The sequence below is a fragment of the Rhodococcus coprophilus NBRC 100603 genome, from assembly GCF_001895045.1.
Classification (GTDB): Bacteria; Actinomycetota; Actinomycetes; order Mycobacteriales; family Mycobacteriaceae; genus Rhodococcus; species Rhodococcus coprophilus.
In genome coordinates, this window is record NZ_BDAM01000005.1 from 76304 (window position 1) to 94237 (window position 17934).

At 67.6% G+C, this 17934-nt stretch carries 18 protein-coding genes; 7 read left to right on the plus strand and 11 right to left on the minus strand.

Annotation, left to right across the window (positions count from 1 at the left end; genetic code table 11):
- Positions 1 to 19 precede the first annotated feature (19 nt).
- Positions 20 to 691, minus strand: a complete 672-nt coding sequence (gene trhA / locus RDCOP1_RS09110; RefSeq protein ID WP_072700357.1) for a PAQR family membrane homeostasis protein TrhA — start codon at positions 689 to 691, stop codon at positions 20 to 22.
- A gap of 160 nt (positions 692 to 851) precedes the next feature.
- On the opposite strand from trhA, the gene RDCOP1_RS09115 reads away from it, so the two are divergent.
- Positions 852 to 1619 carry an isoprenyl transferase gene (locus RDCOP1_RS09115; protein WP_072699813.1) on the plus strand — a complete coding sequence of 256 codons (768 nt, stop codon included), beginning with the start codon at positions 852 to 854 and terminating at the stop codon, positions 1617 to 1619.
- Positions 1620 to 1637: 18 nt separating this feature from the next.
- Here the strand turns inward: RDCOP1_RS09115 and coaA are convergent, their stop codons facing one another.
- Complete coding sequence (coaA, locus tag RDCOP1_RS09120) at positions 1638 to 2570, minus strand: type I pantothenate kinase (protein ID WP_072699814.1); 933 nt, start codon at positions 2568 to 2570, stop codon at positions 1638 to 1640.
- Between the two features lie 175 nt (positions 2571 to 2745).
- On the opposite strand from coaA, the gene RDCOP1_RS09125 reads away from it, so the two are divergent.
- The 3 genes from RDCOP1_RS09125 to phoH2 all read left to right on the plus strand — a co-directional run bounded on the left by RDCOP1_RS09125 (position 2746) and on the right by phoH2 (position 6937).
- Complete coding sequence (locus RDCOP1_RS09125; protein WP_072699815.1) at positions 2746 to 3936, plus strand: DUF885 domain-containing protein; 1191 nt, start codon at positions 2746 to 2748, stop codon at positions 3934 to 3936.
- Positions 3937 to 4030: 94 nt separating this feature from the next.
- The gene (glyA, locus tag RDCOP1_RS09130) at positions 4031 to 5326 is read left to right on the plus strand and encodes a serine hydroxymethyltransferase (protein WP_072699816.1); all 1296 of its coding nucleotides are present in this window, start codon (positions 4031 to 4033) and stop codon (positions 5324 to 5326) included.
- A 249-nt stretch (positions 5327 to 5575) separates the two neighbouring features.
- Positions 5576 to 6937, plus strand: coding sequence for an RNA 5'-3' helicase PhoH2 (gene phoH2 / locus RDCOP1_RS09135; RefSeq protein ID WP_174555791.1), 1362 nt, complete (start codon positions 5576 to 5578; stop codon positions 6935 to 6937).
- A gap of 78 nt (positions 6938 to 7015) precedes the next feature.
- On the opposite strand, the gene RDCOP1_RS09140 is transcribed toward phoH2, so the two are convergent.
- Genes RDCOP1_RS09140 through RDCOP1_RS09150 form a run of 3 tightly spaced genes read right to left on the minus strand, consistent with a single transcriptional unit; the run spans position 7016 to position 9549 of the window.
- Positions 7016 to 7426: a carboxymuconolactone decarboxylase family protein gene (locus RDCOP1_RS09140; RefSeq protein ID WP_072699817.1), complete on the minus strand. Its 411-nt coding sequence runs from the start codon at positions 7424 to 7426 to the stop codon at positions 7016 to 7018.
- A gap of 51 nt (positions 7427 to 7477) precedes the next feature.
- Positions 7478 to 7921 carry a limonene-1,2-epoxide hydrolase family protein gene (locus tag RDCOP1_RS09145; RefSeq protein WP_072699818.1) on the minus strand — a complete coding sequence of 148 codons (444 nt, stop codon included), beginning with the start codon at positions 7919 to 7921 and terminating at the stop codon, positions 7478 to 7480.
- Complete coding sequence (locus RDCOP1_RS09150; RefSeq protein WP_072699819.1) at positions 7918 to 9549, minus strand: serine hydrolase; 1632 nt, start codon at positions 9547 to 9549, stop codon at positions 7918 to 7920. The genes RDCOP1_RS09145 and RDCOP1_RS09150 overlap by 4 nt, the downstream gene beginning before the upstream one ends.
- A 188-nt stretch (positions 9550 to 9737) precedes the next feature.
- Between RDCOP1_RS09150 and RDCOP1_RS09155 the strand changes: the two genes are divergently transcribed.
- Positions 9738 to 10337: an LGFP repeat-containing protein gene (locus tag RDCOP1_RS09155; RefSeq protein WP_072699820.1), complete on the plus strand. Its 600-nt coding sequence runs from the start codon at positions 9738 to 9740 to the stop codon at positions 10335 to 10337.
- 21 nt (positions 10338 to 10358) lie between these two features.
- On the opposite strand, the gene RDCOP1_RS09160 is transcribed toward RDCOP1_RS09155, so the two are convergent.
- Positions 10359 to 11777 (minus strand): class II fumarate hydratase, encoded by a 1419-nt coding sequence (locus RDCOP1_RS09160; RefSeq protein ID WP_072699821.1) that lies wholly within the window; start codon positions 11775 to 11777, stop codon positions 10359 to 10361.
- 84 nt (positions 11778 to 11861) lie between these two features.
- Positions 11862 to 12899: a class II fructose-bisphosphatase gene (gene glpX / locus RDCOP1_RS09165; RefSeq protein WP_072699822.1), complete on the minus strand. Its 1038-nt coding sequence runs from the start codon at positions 12897 to 12899 to the stop codon at positions 11862 to 11864.
- Between the two features lie 183 nt (positions 12900 to 13082).
- Between glpX and RDCOP1_RS09170 the strand changes: the two genes are divergently transcribed.
- Positions 13083 to 13652, plus strand: a complete 570-nt coding sequence (locus tag RDCOP1_RS09170) for a DUF4245 domain-containing protein (protein ID WP_072699823.1) — start codon at positions 13083 to 13085, stop codon at positions 13650 to 13652.
- 14 nt (positions 13653 to 13666) lie between these two features.
- Here the strand turns inward: RDCOP1_RS09170 and RDCOP1_RS09175 are convergent, their stop codons facing one another.
- From RDCOP1_RS09175 to RDCOP1_RS09185, 3 genes are read right to left on the minus strand one after another with little or no spacing between them, the layout of a single operon-like run.
- Positions 13667 to 13954: an exodeoxyribonuclease VII small subunit gene (locus tag RDCOP1_RS09175; protein ID WP_072699824.1), complete on the minus strand. Its 288-nt coding sequence runs from the start codon at positions 13952 to 13954 to the stop codon at positions 13667 to 13669.
- Positions 13951 to 15198: an exodeoxyribonuclease VII large subunit gene (xseA, locus tag RDCOP1_RS09180; RefSeq protein WP_072699825.1), complete on the minus strand. Its 1248-nt coding sequence runs from the start codon at positions 15196 to 15198 to the stop codon at positions 13951 to 13953. The genes RDCOP1_RS09175 and xseA overlap by 4 nt, the downstream gene beginning before the upstream one ends.
- Complete coding sequence (locus RDCOP1_RS09185; protein ID WP_072699826.1) at positions 15195 to 15917, minus strand: lipid droplet-associated protein; 723 nt, start codon at positions 15915 to 15917, stop codon at positions 15195 to 15197. Before RDCOP1_RS09185 ends, xseA begins: the two co-directional genes overlap by 4 nt.
- A gap of 78 nt (positions 15918 to 15995) precedes the next feature.
- On the opposite strand from RDCOP1_RS09185, the gene RDCOP1_RS09190 reads away from it, so the two are divergent.
- The gene (locus tag RDCOP1_RS09190) at positions 15996 to 16994 is read left to right on the plus strand and encodes a 4-hydroxy-3-methylbut-2-enyl diphosphate reductase (protein WP_072699827.1); all 999 of its coding nucleotides are present in this window, start codon (positions 15996 to 15998) and stop codon (positions 16992 to 16994) included.
- 7 nt (positions 16995 to 17001) lie between these two features.
- Here the strand turns inward: RDCOP1_RS09190 and RDCOP1_RS09195 are convergent, their stop codons facing one another.
- Entirely contained in the window at positions 17002 to 17913 is a 912-nt protein-coding gene (locus tag RDCOP1_RS09195) for a DUF6542 domain-containing protein (RefSeq protein WP_072699828.1), read from the minus strand.
- Positions 17914 to 17934: the final 21 nt, after the last annotated feature.

A 17934-nucleotide genomic window follows, 5' to 3' on the forward strand; every position in this document is an offset into this window, starting at 1 on the left:
CTCGAGCGTTTCGGGGGGCTCAGCCGAACACGACGAGCCAGACCGCGACCGCATGGCACAGCGCGGCGAGCACTGTGGCGGCATGGAAGAACTCGTGATAACCGAACGTCGAGGGCCATGGGTCCGGCCACTTGGTGGCATACAGGATGGCACCGGCGCTGTAGAGCAGCCCACCCGCCAGCAGGAGCAGCATCGGTGCCATGCCCGCTTCGGCGACGAGATCGCCCGCGACGGGCACGATGGCCCATCCGAGAAGTAGGTAGAGGGGAACGCCGACCCATCGGGGCGCGGTCGGCCAGAGCATCTTCAGTGCCACTCCCGCGACGGCCCCTGCCCACACCACGATGAGGAGTGTTCTGCCGGTGGCGGGCGGAAGTGCCAGCATGGCGAAGGGTGTGTAGCTCCCTGCGATGAAGACGAAGATCATGGAGTGGTCGGCGCGCTTCATCCACATGCGGGCGTGGGGATTCCTCCAGTGAACCCGGTGGTAGAGCGCGCTCACCCCGAAGACGCCGCAGACCGTCAGGCTGTAGATCGCGGTGGGTAGGCCTGCGCCGGGACGATCGGCGAAGAACACAGCTCCGAGCACAAGCGCTACGCCCGCGACGGCGGAGACGCCGAACGCCCAGAGGTGGATCCACCCGCGCATACGGGGTTTGACCGGCAGTTCCTCGATCCCGAAAGCCGTCATGAACACGCCCCACCTTCTGTACTCGTTGGTAACCTACGGACCCGTAGGTCGAGTTTCGACGACACGATACCCCGGCCGGGCGTCCATGGAACGGCAGTGTGACCACCGCCGCGAGCTGCCCTGTGGGTGGGCGTAATGTGACCCACGTGGTGATGACGGGGTGAGCGCTCGAGGCGTGTTGTACCGACTCTACGAGCGCCGGTTGCTCAGGCAACTCGAAGGCGCCCAGCGTCCGTGCCATGTCGCGGTGATGTGCGACGGCAACCGTCGCTGGGCCCGGGAGAACGGGTTCACCGACGTCAGTCACGGGCACCGCGAGGGCGCGAAGAAGATCGCCGAACTGCTCGGCTGGTGCGACGCCGCCGGGATCGACACCGCGACGATCTACCTGCTCTCGACCGAGAATCTGCGCCGCGACCCGGAGGAACTCGACGTCCTGCTCGAGATCATCGCCGACGTCGTCGAGGAGATCTCGGCGCCGGGCCAGAACTGGAGCGTGAAGATCGTCGGCGCACCCGATCTGCTGCCCGAGGATCATGCGAAGCGGTTGCGCGACGCGGCCGCGAGCACCGCCGGACGCACCGGGACGCACGTCAACGTGGCCGTCGGGTACGGCGGCCGGCAGGAGATCGTCGACGCGGTCCAGTCCTTGCTCCGCGACAAGAACGCCGAGGGCCTCACCGGTACCGACCTCATCGAATCGGTGACCGTCGATGCCGTCGACGATCACCTCTATACCTCCGGGCAGCCCGATCCCGATCTCGTCATCCGGACCTCGGGGGAGCAGAGGTTGTCGGGCTTCCTCTTGTGGCAGAGCGCGTACTCCGAGATCTGGTTCACCGAGGCGTACTGGCCGGAGTTCCGGCGCGTCGACTTCCTCCGTGCGCTGCGTGACTACGCGGCACGGCACCGGCGCTTCGGGATCTGAGTCTGCGCGAGCAGAGGCTCACAGCTTCCGGAGTCGAAGCCGGTTGATCGAGTGATCGGAGTCCTTGCGCAGCACGAGGGTCGCGCGCGGGCGGGTGGGCAGAATGTTCTCCACCAGATTCGGCAGGTTGATCGAGTGCCAGATCTCCTTCGCGGCGCTGATCGCGTCGCGGTCGTTGAAGTTCGAGTAGTGGTGGAAGTGCGCTTTCGGATCGGCGAACGACGTCTTCCGGAGCGCGAGAAAGCGCTCCACGTACCACTGTTCGATGTCCTCGATACGGGCGTCGACGTAGATCGAGAAATCGAAGAGGTCCGAAACCATCAGTCGCGGACCGGTCTGCAGCACGTTGAGGCCCTCGATGATGAGGATGTCCGGTTGCCGCACGATGTGGTATCGGCCCGGGATGATGTCGTACGAGGTGTGTGAATAGATCGGCGCCGTGACTTCTTCGGCGCCCGATTTGACCTCTGTGACGAAGCGGAGGAGCTTCCGTCTGTCGTAACTTTCGGGGAACCCCTTGCGATGCATGATGTTTCGTCGCATGAGTTCCCTCGACGGGTACAGGAACCCGTCGGTGGTCACCAGATCCACCCGCGGATGGTGTTCCCACCGCGCGAGGAGGGCCTGCAGCACACGAGCCGTGGTGGACTTGCCGACCGCGACCGATCCTGCGACACCGATCACGAACGGCACCTGCTGGTCCGGGTGCTTCTCCCCGAGGAACGTGGCGGTCGCGGCGAACAGTCGCTGCCGCGCGGCGACCTGCAGGTGGATCAGTCGCGCAAGCGGCAGATACACCTCTGCGACCTCGGCGAGGTCGATCTGCTCGCCGAGCCCCCGGAGACCGATCAGTTCGTCCTCGGTGAGGACGAGCGGCGTCGACTTCCGCAGGGTGCGCCACTGCTTCCGGTCGAACTCGATGTAGGGGCTGGGTTCGCTCAGACGAGCCATCGGCACTGTCCCTCGACCCCGGGCGATTCGTCAGCACATCCCACGGTGAGGGGGCGGCGATGCATGTCCATGGAACGAATTGTGCTCGCAGACACAGCGCGATGCCTCGTCGGGGTCCCCGTGGTGCGGTGCAGGGCGGACCCAGGGGCGCGGCGAAGGGCTAAGGTGGCACGTTATGCGAGCGGACGACTTCGTCACCGAATACCTGCTTCTCGGGTTGTCTTTCGACCGCCTCGAGGAGGGCTTCGTCGATGCGTACACCGGAGATCCGGAATTGCGCCGGCGGATCGAGAACGCACCCAGACCTGAACCCCGTGACCTATCGCACACGGCACGTCGTCTGCGGGAGGAACTTCCGTCGGCGTCGTTGTCCGACGAACGCACGCGCTTCCTCGACGTGCATCTGCGCGCGATGGAGTGCTCCGCGCGCAAGTTCGCAGGTGAGGAGATCGGATTCGTCGACGAAGTCGAGGCCTACTTCGACGTGCGCATCGCGCCCGGAAGCGAGGACGACTATCTCGACGCGCACCGGCGTCTCGACGCGCTGCTGCCCGGGGCGGGGCCGCTGGCCGAACGAATGCAGGCGCACCGCAAGTCCGAAGTGATCCCGGCAGACCGGCTCGCAGAGTGTGTCGAGGCATTCTCGGGCGCGCTGCGCGAGAAGGTGCGCGCGGTATATCCGCTTCCGGACACCGAACGAGTCGAGTACGAGGTCGTGGGCGACAAGCCGTGGTCGGGATTCAACTACTACCTCGGCGACTACCGGTCGAGAGTTGCGATCAACTCCGACCTCGAGCAGCACATGGCGCACCTGCCGCACTTGATCGCCCACGAGTCGTACCCGGGGCACCACACCGAGCACTGCCGCAAGGAGGCCGGACTCGTCGCAGCCGGCCAGGCCGAGCAGACGCTCTTCCTTGTCAACACGCCTCAGTGCCTGATGGCGGAAGGCCTCGCCGACCTCGCGCTCGACGCCATCGTCGGACCGGGCTGGGGCAAGTGGGCGCAGGACATCTACGCCGATCTCGGACTGCGGTTCGACGGGGAACTCGCGGAACAACTGAGCGAAGCGTCGGCCGGTCTGCTGTCGGTGCGGCAGGACGCGGCGCTTCTCCTGCACGACCGTGGCCGCGACGCCGACGAGGTCGCCGGGTTCCTCGAGCGCTGGTCGCTGTCCAGTCCGGAGCGTGCCCGGCAGGCCCTGCGATTCCTGTCCTCTCCGCTGTGGCGTGCGTACATCAGCACCTATGTCGAGGGATACCGCTTGCTCGGCGGGTGGCTCGACCGGGCACCTGACGGAGCGGACCGTGCCGAGCGGTTCCGGCGGCTCCTCGACGAACCTCTCGTGCCCAGCAGCCTGCGGTGACCTGCGTCTCGACCGGGGTCCGCCGTCCGGCGCGGTCGACGGGGTTCGTAGACTGGAGTACGTATCCTGCCGCCCTTCGCTTGGAGAATTCTCGATGACCGCTGTGCCCGGCAACGACATGAACACCGCCGCACTCGCCGACCTCGACCCCGAGGTCGCCGAGGCCATGGCAGGGGAGTTGTCGCGTCAGCGCGACACCCTCGAGATGATCGCGTCGGAGAACTTCGTGCCGCGCGCCGTACTGCAGGCTCAGGGCAGCGTCCTGACCAACAAGTACGCCGAGGGCTACCCGGGCCGCCGCTACTACGGCGGCTGCGAGAACGTCGACATCATCGAAGATCTCGCCCGTAACCGCGCGAAGGAACTCTTCGGTGCGGAATTCGCCAACGTGCAGCCCCACTCCGGTGCCCAGGCCAACGCCGCGGTGCTCATGGCGCTGATGACGCCGGGCGAGAAGCTTCTCGGACTCGACCTCGCGCACGGCGGGCACCTGACGCACGGCATGAAGCTCAACTTCTCCGGCAAGCTGTACGACGTCGCGTCCTACGGGGTCAGCAAGGAAGACCACCGCATCGACATGGACGAAGTGCGGGAGATCGCGGTCCGCGAGAAGCCGAAGGTCATCGTCGCCGGCTGGTCCGCCTACCCGCGGCACGAGGACTTCGCCGCGTTCCGCGCCATCGCCGACGAGGTCGGTGCCTACCTGTGGGTCGACATGGCGCACTTCGCGGGCCTGGTCGCGGCGGGACTGCACCCGTCGCCCGTGCCGTACGCGGATGTCGTGTCCACGACCGTTCACAAGACCCTCGGCGGTCCGCGCTCGGGTCTGATCCTGGCCAAGAAGGAATGGGCCAAGAAGCTCAACTCCGCAGTCTTCCCCGGTCAGCAGGGCGGGCCGCTCATGCACGCGATCGCCGCGAAGGCCGTGTCGCTGAAGATCGCCGCGAGCGACGAGTTCAAGGACCGCCAGCAGCGCACCCTGTCCGGCGCCCGGATCCTCGCCGACCGCCTCTCGCAGCCCGACGTCGCGGACAAGGGCATCTCCGTGCTCACCGGCGGCACCGATGTGCACCTGGTGCTCGTGGACCTGCGGAACTCCCAGATCGACGGTCAGCAGGGCGAAGACCTGCTGCACGAGGTCGGCATCACCGTCAACCGGAACGCTGTGCCGTTCGACCCGCGGCCCCCGATGGTGACGTCCGGCTTGCGCATCGGCACTCCTGCCCTCGCGACGCGCGGATTCGGTGATACGCAGTTCACCGAGGTCGCCGACATCATCGCGCAGACGCTCGTCGGCGGCGCCGACAAGGACGCTCTCCGCAGGCGCGTGAGCGCGCTCGCGCAGGAACTGCCGCTGTACGAGGGCCTCGAGGACTGGAAGATCGTCTGATCGGTAACTGCGTTTACGCAGATTTCATCGACACGCCCCCTCCGCTACCCGGCGGAGGGGGCGTGTCGGGTTTAGCGTCGGGGGTGTAGTCGGCGCAGGTGCCGGGTACGCGGGAGGTCCCTGAATCGTGTGGCTTGCACATTCCGAGCGAGGGGGCCGGCACCAGGCTCTCGTGGTCGTGACGACACCAGGGACTACCGGCCCACCGAACGACGTCTGTGCGGTGCCGCGCAGACCGAGGAGCCTCACGTGAACGCAACACGGTCCGTCTCCCCCCGTTCCGCGCGCCCGAGTGTGTCCGCAGCGAACGAACCCCTCGTGCGTACCTACGTTCTCGACACCTCGGTGTTGCTCTCCGATCCGTGGGCGGTGGCGCGATTCGCCGAACACGAAGTGGTACTGCCGCTCGTGGTGATCGGCGAACTCGAGGGCAAACGTCACCATCACGAACTGGGATGGTTCGCCCGCGAAGCGCTCCGACTGCTCGACGACCTGCGTCAGCGGTACGGCCGCCTCGATCAGCCCATCCCCATCGGGGACGCCGGTGGCACCCTGCACGTGGAGCTCAACCACACCGACCAGGCGGTCCTGCCCGCGGGTTTCCGCACCGACACCAACGATGCGCGGATCCTGGCGTGTGCGCTCAACCTCGCGGGCGACGGGCGCGAGGTGACCCTCGTCAGCAAGGACATCCCCCTGCGCGTCAAGGCGGGTGCGGTGGGGCTGACCGCGGACGAGTACCGGGCGCAGGACGTCGTCACGTCCGGGTGGACGGGAATGACCGAACTCGATGTCGACCGGACGGTGATCGACGAGTTGTTCGCCGACGGTGTCGTCGATCTCGACGAAGCTCGGGACATACCGTGCCACACAGGTATTCGGCTCCTCGGTGGGTCGTCGAGCGCTCTGGGCAGGATCACCCCGGACAAGCGGGTCCAGTTGGTGCGCGGTGACCGGGAGGCGTTCGGGTTGCACGGACGTTCCGCCGAACAGCGCATCGCACTCGAACTGCTCCTCGACGAGTCGATCGGTATCGTCTCGCTCGGAGGCAAGGCGGGCACCGGCAAATCCGCGCTCGCGCTGACGGCAGGCCTCGACGCGGTGCTCGAACGCCGGTCGCATCGCAAGGTCGTGGTGTTCCGGCCCCTGTATGCGGTGGGCGGTCAGGAACTCGGATACCTGCCGGGCACCGAAGCCGAGAAGATGAATCCGTGGGGCCAGGCAGTGTTCGACACCCTCGAGGGTCTCGCGAGCCCTGCGGTGATGGACGAGGTCATCAGCCGCGGCATGCTGGAAGTGCTTCCCCTGACCCACATCCGGGGCAGGTCGCTGCACGATTCGTTCGTCATCGTCGACGAGGCCCAGTCCCTCGAACGCAATGTTCTGCTCACCGTGCTGTCGCGGCTCGGCGCGGGGTCGCGGGTGGTACTCACCCACGATGTCGCACAGCGCGACAACCTGCGCGTGGGACGGCACGACGGGGTGGCAGCGGTCATCGAGAAGCTCAAGGGACACCCGCTTTTCGCGCACGTCACCTTGACGCGCAGCGAACGGTCGCCGATCGCGGCACTGGTGACGGACATGCTCGAGGAATTCGCGCCGGAGGTGTGATCGCCGGGCGGCGCTGCCGGGGGCACTGCGCACTTCGTCTGCCCCGTCCGGTCTTCGAAGACCGGACGGGGCAGACCGCTATTCGGTGCCGGTCAGCGGACCGAGCTCGGCCTCGAGGACTTCCTGCACCACGCGCATCGCAGCCAGCCCGGCCGGTGCGCCGCAGTACGCGCTGCAGTGGATGACCGATTCGACGATCTCGGTGCGGGTCACACCGTTGCGGAGTGCCCCGCGGACGTGCCCGCGAAGTTCGTTCTCGGCCCGCAGTGCGATGAGCATGCCGAGGTTGAGCAGGCTGCGGCTGCGTCGATCCAGGCCGGGTCGCGACCACACCGCACCCCAGGCGTGTTCGGTGACGAACTCCTGCATCTGTTCCGAATCGGTGCCGCGGGCGCGTTCGAAGGCACGCTCGACGAAGTCGTCCCCCATGACTTCGCGCCGGATCTCGAGTCCCGCTGCGAACCCCGGGCTGTGCTCGGCGTCGGTCATGCCACTGCTCCTTGTCGGCCTGTCACCGACCGTTTCGATGACCGCAGAATTCTATGCCGCGACCGCCCGGCGCCCGGTCACAGCGTGCAGGAGCCCGCGGAGTGCTCCCAGCGCCATGTTGCCGGGGGAGAAGTGGTCGTCCCATACGGCGATCCGCCCGTCGCGCAGATGGAAGGTGCCGCACACCCAGAAGCCGATCTCGACCGGCCCCAATCGGAAGATGTCGGTCCGTTCGGTGAGGACGACGTCCCCGTCCGTCGCGATGTGGTGGGTCACGACCTCGAACCCGACCCACGGACGTGCCATTCCGTGGAGCATGCCGCGTACCCGGCTGCGGCCGCGCACGGTCGGGAGGGACGTGTTGTGCCATGCGATGTCGTCGGTGAGCAGATCCGTCGCGGCGTCGAGTTCCCCCGACGTCAGTGCGTCGAGGAAACTCTGAACCGTGACGATGGAGCTACCCGAGGCCGGGATGGTGGTGCTGTCCTCGCTCATGCGTCTCCTTTGCGGAATGTGCCCAGGCCGTTGGTGTCCCAGTACTCGAATGTGACGTCGTCCGGTGTGAACACAGCTTTCGAAATCGTGCCGTCGGGAGCGTTCTCGTTGCTGAGCGGGAAAGTGAACACGTCGCCGTCCCAGTGCGTCAGCGGGTACGTCCGGTCGTCGGGGCCGATCACCAAGGCCAGCTCGCCGTCGTCTTCCTCGATCCGGGCCGGGCCGAAGTACTCGTTGTCGTAGACGCCGGTGTAGTCGGCGAGGGGCTTGGGCGGCTCCGGATCGGCCGGTGGTGACTGACCGACGAGTGACCCGACCGGATCCGCGAAGGACGAAAACGCGCCGGTGTACAGGTCGGACCAGTCCTCGCGGACCTCCCCGAACTGCACCAGGTCCGCGAACTCCGCCGCGAGAGTCTCCGGCACCCCGATGGGTGCGGCGTTGGTCAGGACGACGATCGCGACGTCGGCGGACGGAATCGCGGTGAACGCGGTCGCGGCACCGGACGCGAATGCTCCCGAATGGCTCAGCGTCACGCGACCGGCGGGACTCGTGCCGACATTGAATCCGTAACCGTAGGAGCCTGCCCGGCTGTCCGGCGTCTCGGGCGGCGACGACGTCGACTGGGGTGTGAACGCTGCTTGCAGCGCCGCGGACGATGCGATGCGTCCGCCCTCGTACTCGCCGTCCGCGAGAAGCATGGTCAGCCACTTCGCGACGTCCTCGACCGACGAGCTGATTCCGCCGGCGGGGGACTGCTCGTCGGGCATCCGCACGTCGCGTGCCACATATTCCCCGTCGACGAGGATGTGCCCGGGGGCGCGATTCTCCTGCGCCGCGAAGTCGGCGAACCGGGAACTCGTCGACGTCATGCCGAGCGGTTCGTAGAGAACTTGCTCCGACAGATCGGCCCAGTCCTCCCCGGAGGCCACCGCGACGGATTCGGCAGCGGCGGTGAGACCGAAGTTGGTGTAGTCGTAGGTGATTCGATACGGCCCCAGCGGAAGATAGCGAAGACGTTCGATCACTTCGGCGCGGTCGTAGCCGATGTCTTCGAGGTCGTCACCCGCGTGCTCGGGAAGGCCGGAGCGGTGCGAATACAGGTCCCCGACGGTGACATGGGAACCGACGTACGGGTCGGCGAGGGTGAACGACGGGAGATGCTCGACGACGGGCGTGTCCCACGAGACCACGCCCTCGTCGACCTGGTGGGCCACGACCGTCGATCCGATGGGCTTGGACATCGACGCGAGCTGGAAGACCGTTTGCGGGTCGATCGGTTCGTCGCTTCCTTCGCGGCGCACCCCGAAACCCTCGGCGAAGACGGTCTCACCGCCGTGCACCACCGCGACGGCCATACCCGGAATGCCGGAACTGTCCATCAGCCCTCGGGCGAGATCTCCGACCTGGGCAACCGCGTCGTCGATCTGCCCGTCGGGGATCGCGACCCCGGCCACCTGGGGTGGCGACAGGGCACCAACGGTTTCCGAGGGCTCCGCGGTCGCCGTGTTCGGTGACGGTGATCCGCTGCTTCCGGTGTTCTCGGTGCTCGTGGATGCGCATCCCGCGGCGACGAGTGCCACGACGGTGACGGCCATGGTCGAACGGTGACGGCGTAAAAGTCGCATGTCGGCCTCTTTCGCTGCGTCGAATCCTAACGGCAGCAGAGGCACTGTGCCGCCCGATCAGCGACCGCGCGCGGATACCGCGGAAACGCCGAATTCGGTGTCGAGATCGGGCACCCTGGAAATCGGTGTGAGTCCGAACGTCCGGCAGCGCCGCGCGACGGGGCTGCAAGCCATCGAGGAGCGACGCCATGAGAGTTTCACGACGAAGTGCGTCCATCGCTGCGGCCGTCGCCGCCGTAGGACTGGTAGCTGTCGGTTGCGGGGACGACAACTCCGCATCGGACGTGGTGGGGAGCGCGACGAGTGCCGTCGGATCCGCAGCCGAGAGCGTCGGGTCGCAGGCGCAGAGCGCGGTCGAGTCGATCACCGCCGGCGAGGATGCCGACAGCACCGCTTCCGGCGAACCGTCCGAGCCGGCCGCCGACCAGTCGAGCGCCGTGCCCGGACCGAACGGCGAGGAGGTCGAACTCAGCGGGCCGATCCTCGCCAAGTACATGGAGTCCGGCGGCGCGGAGAGTCCGCTCGGCAATGCGACCGGCAACCAGGAAGAGGTCGGTGACGGCTACGTCGCCGAGTTCCAGGGCGGTGTCATCGCCTGGAGCCCGGACACCGATGCCCACATCGTGTGGGGCGAGATCCGGGTCGCGTGGGAGGCGGACGGCGGCGCGGGCGGCGAACTCGGTTTCCCCATCAGCGACGAGGAAGTGGTTCCCGGAGGGTTCCGGAGCAACTTCCAGTCGGGTTACATCACCTACATCGACGGTGCCACCGAGGTCGTCCAGGAGTGACGCGCGCCCGCGCCGGCCGGGTCAGCTGTCGCGGTCGACGCGCGTCATCGCGAGCACGTCGAGCCGGCGGTCGAGTTCTTCCTCGCTGAGACTCTCGCCGATCAGTCCGCGGTCCAGCACGGTCTGCCGGATGGTCTTGCCTTCCCTCAGCGCCTCTTTCGCTACGGCCGCCGCTTCCTCGTAGCCGATCGCAGAGTTGAGCGGCGTGACGATCGACGGCGAGGATTCCGCGAGGGTGCGCAGACGCTCGACGTCGGCGGTGAGTCCTTCGATGCAGCGATCGGCGAACAGGCGGGAGACGTTGGCGAGCAACCGGATCGACTCGAGCAGGTTGCGGGCCATCATCGGGATGTAGACGTTGAGTTCGAACGCTCCGCCCGCGCCACCCCACGCGATGGCGGCGTCGTTGCCGACCACCTGCGCTGCGACCTGCGTAACCGCTTCGGGGAGAACGGGGTTCACCTTTCCTGGCATGATCGAGCTGCCCGGCTGGAGGTCCGGGAGACGGATCTCCGCGAGACCGGTGAGCGGACCCGAGCCCATCCACCGCACGTCGTTGGCGATCTTGGTGAGCGACACCGCGACGGTCCGGAGCGCGCCGGACGCCTCCACCAGCCCGTCACGTGCAGCCTGCGCCTCGAAGCTGTCGAGCGCGGGACGGAGGTGTTCGACGCCCGTCGCCTTCACGAGTTCCGCGACCACGCGGACACCGAAGTCGTCGGGCGCATTGAGGCCGGTGCCGACCGCGGTCCCGCCGATGGGGAGTTCTCCGAGCCTCGGCAACGTCGCGCCGAGTCGCTCGATGCCCGCTTCGATCTGCCGGGCGTAACCCCCGAACTCCTGTCCCAGCGTCACCGGGACGGCGTCCATCAGATGTGTACGGCCCGACTTGACGACGGTTCGCCATTCCTCGGACTTCGCAGCAAGTGTCGCGCGGAGGTGTTCGAGCGCCGGGATCAGGTCCTTCACGACCGCTTCCGTCGCCGCGACATGCGTCGCGGTGGGGAAGGTGTCGTTCGAGGACTGCGACATGTTGACGTCGTCGTTGGCGTGGACCTCGACGCCCGACCGGCTCGCGAGGGAGGCGATGACCTCGTTGGCGTTCATGTTCGAACTGGTGCCGGATCCCGTCTGGAAGACGTCGATCGGGAACTGGTCGTTGTGCTTGCCCGCGGCGATCTCGTTCGCCGCCGCGATGATCGCGTCGGCCTTCGCGGCGTCGAGCAATCCGAGGTCCTTGTTGACCTGTGCGCATGCGCCTTTGAGCAGGCCGAGGGCGTGGATCTGCGCCGGCTCGAGCGGGCGACCCGAAATGGGGAAGTTCTCCACGGCACGTTGTGTCTGGGCTCGCCACAGGGCATCTACCGGAACCCGGACTTCACCCATCGTGTCGTGCTCGATGCGGAACTGCTGGGAAGACTGTTCGGATGTGTCGGTCATGAATCCACCGTATGCCCGGCACAGTCGCGATGCGGGGCGGCACGACGACACAATCCGTCGAACCGCCCCGCGCCACAGACGAGATCAGGGCATCGGAGGCGCAGCGCCCTCGACTCCCTGGAAGTCGATGGACGAGAATTCCCCGAGCTTTTCGAGACGGTGGTACGCCTCGACCATCCGGACCGTGCCGGACTTGCTTCGCATGACGATCGACTGTGTGGTCGCGCCGCCGCCGTAGTAGCGCACGCCCTTGAGCAGGTCGCCGTCGGTCACGCCGGTCGCGCAGAAGAAGATGTTCTCGCCCGTGACGAGCTCGCGGGTCGTGAGGATGCGGTCGAGATCGTGGCCGGCGTCGAGGGCCTTCTGGCGCTCGTCGTCGTCGGTCGGAGCGAGCTGCCCGTGCAGTTCGCCGCCCATGCAGCGGAGCGCTGCCGCGGCGATGATGCCTTCGGGGGTACCGCCGATACCGAGCAGCATGTCGACGCCGGAGTCCGGGCGTGCCGTCGCGATCGCGCCGGCGACGTCACCGTCGGAGATGAGGCGGATGCGGGCACCGGTTTCACGGATCTGGCGGATGATCTCGGCGTGCCGCGGGCGGTCGAGGATGATGACGGTGGTGTCGGAGACCGCGCGGTTCTTCGCCTTCGCGACTCGGCGGATGTTCTCGGCGACACCTGCGGACAGGTCGATCACGTCGGCAGCCTCGGGACCCACGGCGATCTTGTTCATGTAGAACACCGCGGACGGATCGAACATCGAGCCGCGCTCGGCGACCGCGAGCACCGCGATCGACCCCGGCGCGCCCTTCGCCATCAGCGTGGTGCCGTCGATCGGGTCGACCGCGACATCGCAATCCGGGCCGTCGCCGTTGCCGACCTCTTCGCCGTTGTAGAGCATGGGCGCTTCGTCCTTCTCGCCCTCGCCGATCACGACGACGCCCTGCATGGACACCGAGCTCACCATGTGACGCATCGCGTCGACGGCGGCTCCGTCGCCGCCTTCCTTGTCGCCACGTCCCACCCAGCGACCCGCAGCCATCGCCGCGGCTTCTGTCACACGCACCAGCTCGAGTGCGAGGTTGCGGTCCGGAGCTTCGCGACGAGATGGGGTGCTGGCCGTCATGGGCTACTGCCTCCTGAAGATTTTCGGTCGACGCGGAGCGCCGGCACGTGGGCGGCCGCCGTTCGACGCCCGCACGATCCGATACGTGTATCGCGTCCTGATTGTGTCACCATCGCCACTAGCGCAGCGTGCCGGACCCGGGCGGCCTCGGCGCACGCGAGATCGGGCTGTCAGACTGGATGCGTGGCATCCGACAAACCCCGCATCCTCAACGACTCCCGCGACATGGCCTGGTCGCTGATTCCGTTGGTCGCGCTGTGTCTCCTGATCGCGGCGATCGCAAGTCAGTGCTCGTTCAGCCCGGGAGGGCCGACCGCCGGTCCGGTGCCGTCGTTCGACGTCGATGCAGGTCTGCAGTACGACGCGCGAGAACTCGGCTTCCCGATCCGTCAGCCCGAGGTGCCCGACGAGTGGCAGGCCAACTCGGGTAGCCGCAGCATCATCGCCGGTGCCCAGGGTGGCGACTCGAGCACCGTCGGCTACATCACGGAGGCGGGCCGGTACGTCCGGTTCACCCAGTCCGACGCCGGCCCGACCGAACTCGTCTCCTTCGTCGCGGGCGGCTCGCGTGCCGTCACCGATTTCCGCGAGATCGACGGACGCGAATGGGTGGTCTACGGCGGCGAGGGCGTCGAACCGCTCTGGGTGTCCGACTTCGGTGACGTCCGGATCCTGATCGGCGGATCCGGCGACGAGGCCGAGTTCACCACCTTGGCGACCGCCGCGGGTCAGGCCGAGCCGCTCGAACCCTGACCTGACCGGCGGCGTCATTCGTCGTCGTACTCGGTGTCCTCGTCTTCGTCGGTGTCGAGGTCGTCCGCGTGGGCGAGTGCGCTCTCGACCCGCTCGCGGGCACCCGCGAGGTGTTCCTCGCAGCGCTTGGCGAGTGCTTCGCCGCGCTCCCACAGTTCGAGCGACTCGTCCAGGTCGAGTCCGCCCTGTTCGAGCATCTTCACGACGTTGACCAGTTCGTCGCGTGCCCGCTCGTAGCCGAATTCCCGCACGTCGGCGTTGGCCTCGTCCACAGTTGTCGCCTCGGTTCTCGTGTTCGTCATTTCTCGTGTCCCATCACTGCTGCCCGTGCCGCGCCGTCGGCCACCCGTACCCGGAGCTGGGTGCCGATGGGCATTTCGCCCAGCGACCGGATCACCTCCGGGTTGCCACCCGGGACGACCCGCTGGACTACGGCGTAGCCGCGCGCCAGGGTCGCTGCGGGTCCGAGCGTGCTCAGCCGCGCGCACATGTGCTCGAGCGTCGACGACGCCATCGCGATCGTCCGTGCGATGTCGCGGCGACCCGCCGTCCGCAGCCTGTCGATCTCCTCGTGTCTGCGGTCCAGCGCACGGAACGGGTCGGCGAGCACCGGCCGGTCGCGTAGCTGCGCGATCACGTGTTCCTCCCGACGCACCCAGCTCCGCAGAGCCGAGGCGGACCGGGCACGCAGTTCGTCGACCAGGTACTGCTCGGCGACCGCATCCGGGACGACGCGCTTGGCAGCGTCGGTGGGGGTCGCCGCTCTGAGGTCGGCGACATGATCGGACAACGGGCTGTCGGGCTCGTGTCCGATGGCGCTGACCACGGGTGTGGTGCATGCGACGATGGCCCGGCACAGCGCCTCGTCGGAGAAGGGCAGCAGATCTTCGACGCTGCCGCCGCCGCGGGCGAGGATGATCACGTCCACTGCCGGGTCGGCGTCGAGCGCTTCGAGCGCGTCCAAAATCTGCGGCACCGCGGTCGGGCCCTGCACGGTCGCGTGCCGCACATCGATCTGCACGGCGGGCCACCGCCGCTGAGCGACCGACACCACGTCCCGTTCGGCTGCGCTGGCGCGGCCGGTGATCAGGCCGATGCGACGGGGAAGGAACGGCAAGGGCCGCTTGAGCCGCGGATCGAACAGGCCCTCGGCCGCGAGCAGACTCCGCAACCGTTCGATACGGGCGAGCAACTCACCGATGCCGACGGCCCGGATCTCCGTCACGCGCAGTGACAGCGTGCCGCGTCCCGCCCAGTAGGTGAGCTTGCCGAACATGATGACGCGGCTGCCCTCGGTGATCGGGACCGGCGAGTTCTGCAGCAACTGCGGCGAGCATGTCACCGGCAACGACATGTCCACGGACGCGTCGCGCAGGGTCAGGAACGCCGTCCGGGTGCCCGGGCGCGCGTTGATCTGCGTGACCTGACCTTCCACCCAGATGGTGCCGAGGCGGTCGATCCACCCGGCGACCTTCTGCGAGACGGTGCGGACGGGCCACGGATTCTCCGGGGAGTTCGGCCGCGCCGCGGGCTGTGCCGCCGTCACTTGTTACGCACGCTCGTGACCCGGTTCGACAACATCGTCAGGAACGGGGCGCGAGCCGCATGTGCGGTTTCGTAGTCGAGCAGGGCCGTCAGGTCCTCGATCGAGAGCGTGCGAAGACGCGCACGCAACTGCGCGAGGGTGAGCGCGTCGTAGTCGAGGTACTCGACGATCTCCGGGACGTCGGCGGTCTTCGTGGACCCCGATTTCGCAGCCGCAGATTTCGCAGCTCCGGCTTTCGCGGCGGCCTTCTTGGCGGGCCGCTTCTTCGCGGGAGAAGCCTTCTCGGCGGGATTCGAGGTCGTGACGCCGGGTTCGGGGGTATCGAGTTCGGGGACATCCGGTCGGGGGGAGTCTTCCGTGCCGCGATCCGTCTCGTCGGCCGCCACTGGCGGGGGCGTCGAATACAGCGCGAAGCGCCCGGGCGTAGCCGGCTTCTCACCGTTCGTGCCGGTGCCTTTCCCGGTGGTCGACGGAACAGCCTCGTCGAACACGGCCCACTCCGGGTTCTCCTCGGGCTGCGCGCCGAGGGACTCGAAAAGATGATCGCCCTTGATGGCCAGCGACGTCAGTACCTGTTGGAACCGCATCGTCGTCTGGAGGATCTGGCTGACCGTCGTCATCGGTAGCGACACAGCGGTACTCGGGAGCTTGAGGGTCTCTTCGTAGGCGGTGACGGCCATGCCGGCGGCCACCCGTGCCATGAACGGTGGACGGATCATGCCTCAAGCGTGCCCGATGAACCGCATGATTGGTAGCCGAGCCGGGCCCGGGCGCGATGCGGCCCGTACTCTGGTGGTATGTCTGCGTCTGTTCCACTCGAAGTCGGGATCACTCGGTCGGCCCGTAGCGCCACCTCGGGTAAACGAGTGCTGCTTGCCGAACCTCGCGGTTACTGCGCAGGTGTCGACAGGGCTGTCGAAACGGTCGAGAAGGCTCTCGACAAGTACGGTGCGCCCCTCTACGTCCGCAAGGAGATCGTGCACAATCGGCACGTCGTCGAGACCCTCGCCGAGCGAGGAGTCGTCTTCGTCGAGGAGACCGACGAAGTTCCCGCCGGATCGGTGCTGGTTTTTTCGGCACACGGCGTGTCGCCGGCCGTGCACGAGGCTGCCGCCGAGCGTGAGCTTCGCACCATCGACGCCACCTGCCCGCTGGTCACCAAGGTTCACCAGGAAGCCAAGCGTTTCGCCCGGGACGACTACGACATCCTGCTGATCGGTCATGAGGGCCACGAAGAGGTCGAGGGCACCGCCGGAGAGGCACCCGAGCACGTCCAACTCGTCGACGGTCCCGATGCGGTCGACGCGGTCACCATCCGCGACCCCGAGAAGGTCATCTGGCTCTCCCAGACCACGCTCAGCGTCGACGAGACGATGCAGACGGTGCAGCGTCTCCGCGAGAAGTTCCCGCAGTTGCAGGACCCGCCGAGCGACGACATCTGCTACGCCACCCAGAACCGGCAGGTCGCGGTCAAGGCGATGGCACCCGAATGCGACCTCGTCATCGTCGTCGGATCGCGCAACTCGTCGAACTCGGTTCGGCTCGTCGAGGTCGCGCTCAACGCCGGTGCGCGTGCCGCATACCTGGTGGACTACGCCCGCGAGGTGGACCCGGCCTGGCTCGAGGGAGTCGAAACCGTCGGTATCACCTCGGGTGCCTCGGTCCCCGAGATCCTCGTACAGGGTGTGGTCGATCTCCTCGACGAGCACGGCTTCCACGACGTGCGGTCGGTGACCACGGCCAACGAGACCCTGGTATTCGCACTGCCCCGCGAACTGCGCGCGGCGCGGAACTGACCGCGGGTCAGTCCTCGTAGCGGTCGCGGTACCGCACCTGCGGCGGCTGATGGGTCGGCGCCGGGTGCGGTGCCGTGACCGGCCGCTGCGCGGGACGGACCGCCTCGGAGGCCGGCGGACGCCGGCGCGGGGCGCGTTCTTCGACCGGCGGCACGAAATCGGTGCGAGGCACGCGGGGACGCCGTGCTGTGCGTTCCACGCGCGATGCCGGATCGACGGTGCGCGCCACCTCGCTTGCGGGCGCAGCACGGCGACGGGGGGTGGCACCGGTGCGGGTATCGGAAACATCGCGCACCGATGCTGTCGGCGGCACAGGCTTGCGGACGGGCACCTTTCCGGCGGCGGACGACGACGGTGCCGACCGGGGATTCGCCCGGGCGGCCCGTGCCCGCCTCGGCTCGGTGTCCCGCTCCGCGGACCGTGGACGTGCCGACCGGGTCCGCGACGCCGCGCGCGTACGCGGTGAACGCGAACGTGCTCCCGCGCTCTGCTTCGCGGCGTAGATCCGGAAACCGCCGATCAGGAGCACCCCGACGGTCGCAAGCAACATCGCGGGAAAGCGATTGACCAGCGGATACGCCACATTGAGCACGAGGTCCCTCAGACCGGACGAGCTACCCGTGGAAATGACCTCCTGGCCCAGAGGCACGGCCACCATGAGGAGCAACGGCGGTTGCGCCATCGCGGTGAAGAGCCCCGTGTGCCGAACCGCGACGACAGCCGCGATGCAGCCGAGCACGTAGAAGGCGGTGAACGCGGCCGTGAGTTCGTTGCCGCGCGCGGCGTCGATCAGAATTCCGACGGCGGTGGCTCCGGCTGCGATGGCGAGCGCACCCCACCACGGCACACCCGGAACCGTCGAAATCAACGACCGCGTGTCGAGCGGCACCGCCGAGCGAGCACGTTGGGTTGGAGACACGAGCTAAACACTAGCGCGCAG

Excerpts from the sequence above, each read along its gene's own strand:
- trhA (WP_072700357.1), bottom strand. The coding sequence starts at position 691 with ATGACGGCTTTCGGGATCGAGGAACTGCCGGTCAAACCCCGTATGCGC.
- coaA (WP_072699814.1), bottom strand. The coding sequence starts at position 2,570 with ATGGCTCGTCTGAGCGAACCCAGCCCCTACATCGAGTTCGACCGGAAG.
- RDCOP1_RS09125 (WP_072699815.1), top strand. The coding sequence starts at position 2,746 with ATGCGAGCGGACGACTTCGTCACCGAATACCTGCTTCTCGGGTTGTCT.
- glyA (WP_072699816.1), top strand. The coding sequence starts at position 4,031 with ATGACCGCTGTGCCCGGCAACGACATGAACACCGCCGCACTCGCCGAC.
- RDCOP1_RS09140 (WP_072699817.1), bottom strand. The coding sequence starts at position 7,426 with ATGACCGACGCCGAGCACAGCCCGGGGTTCGCAGCGGGACTCGAGATC.
- RDCOP1_RS09145 (WP_072699818.1), bottom strand. The coding sequence starts at position 7,921 with ATGAGCGAGGACAGCACCACCATCCCGGCCTCGGGTAGCTCCATCGTC.
- RDCOP1_RS09150 (WP_072699819.1), bottom strand. The coding sequence starts at position 9,549 with ATGCGACTTTTACGCCGTCACCGTTCGACCATGGCCGTCACCGTCGTG.
- RDCOP1_RS09155 (WP_072699820.1), top strand. The coding sequence starts at position 9,738 with ATGAGAGTTTCACGACGAAGTGCGTCCATCGCTGCGGCCGTCGCCGCC.
- RDCOP1_RS09160 (WP_072699821.1), bottom strand. The coding sequence starts at position 11,777 with ATGACCGACACATCCGAACAGTCTTCCCAGCAGTTCCGCATCGAGCAC.
- glpX (WP_072699822.1), bottom strand. The coding sequence starts at position 12,899 with ATGACGGCCAGCACCCCATCTCGTCGCGAAGCTCCGGACCGCAACCTC.
- RDCOP1_RS09175 (WP_072699824.1), bottom strand. The coding sequence starts at position 13,954 with ATGACGAACACGAGAACCGAGGCGACAACTGTGGACGAGGCCAACGCC.
- RDCOP1_RS09185 (WP_072699826.1), bottom strand. The coding sequence starts at position 15,917 with ATGATCCGTCCACCGTTCATGGCACGGGTGGCCGCCGGCATGGCCGTC.
- RDCOP1_RS09190 (WP_072699827.1), top strand. The coding sequence starts at position 15,996 with ATGTCTGCGTCTGTTCCACTCGAAGTCGGGATCACTCGGTCGGCCCGT.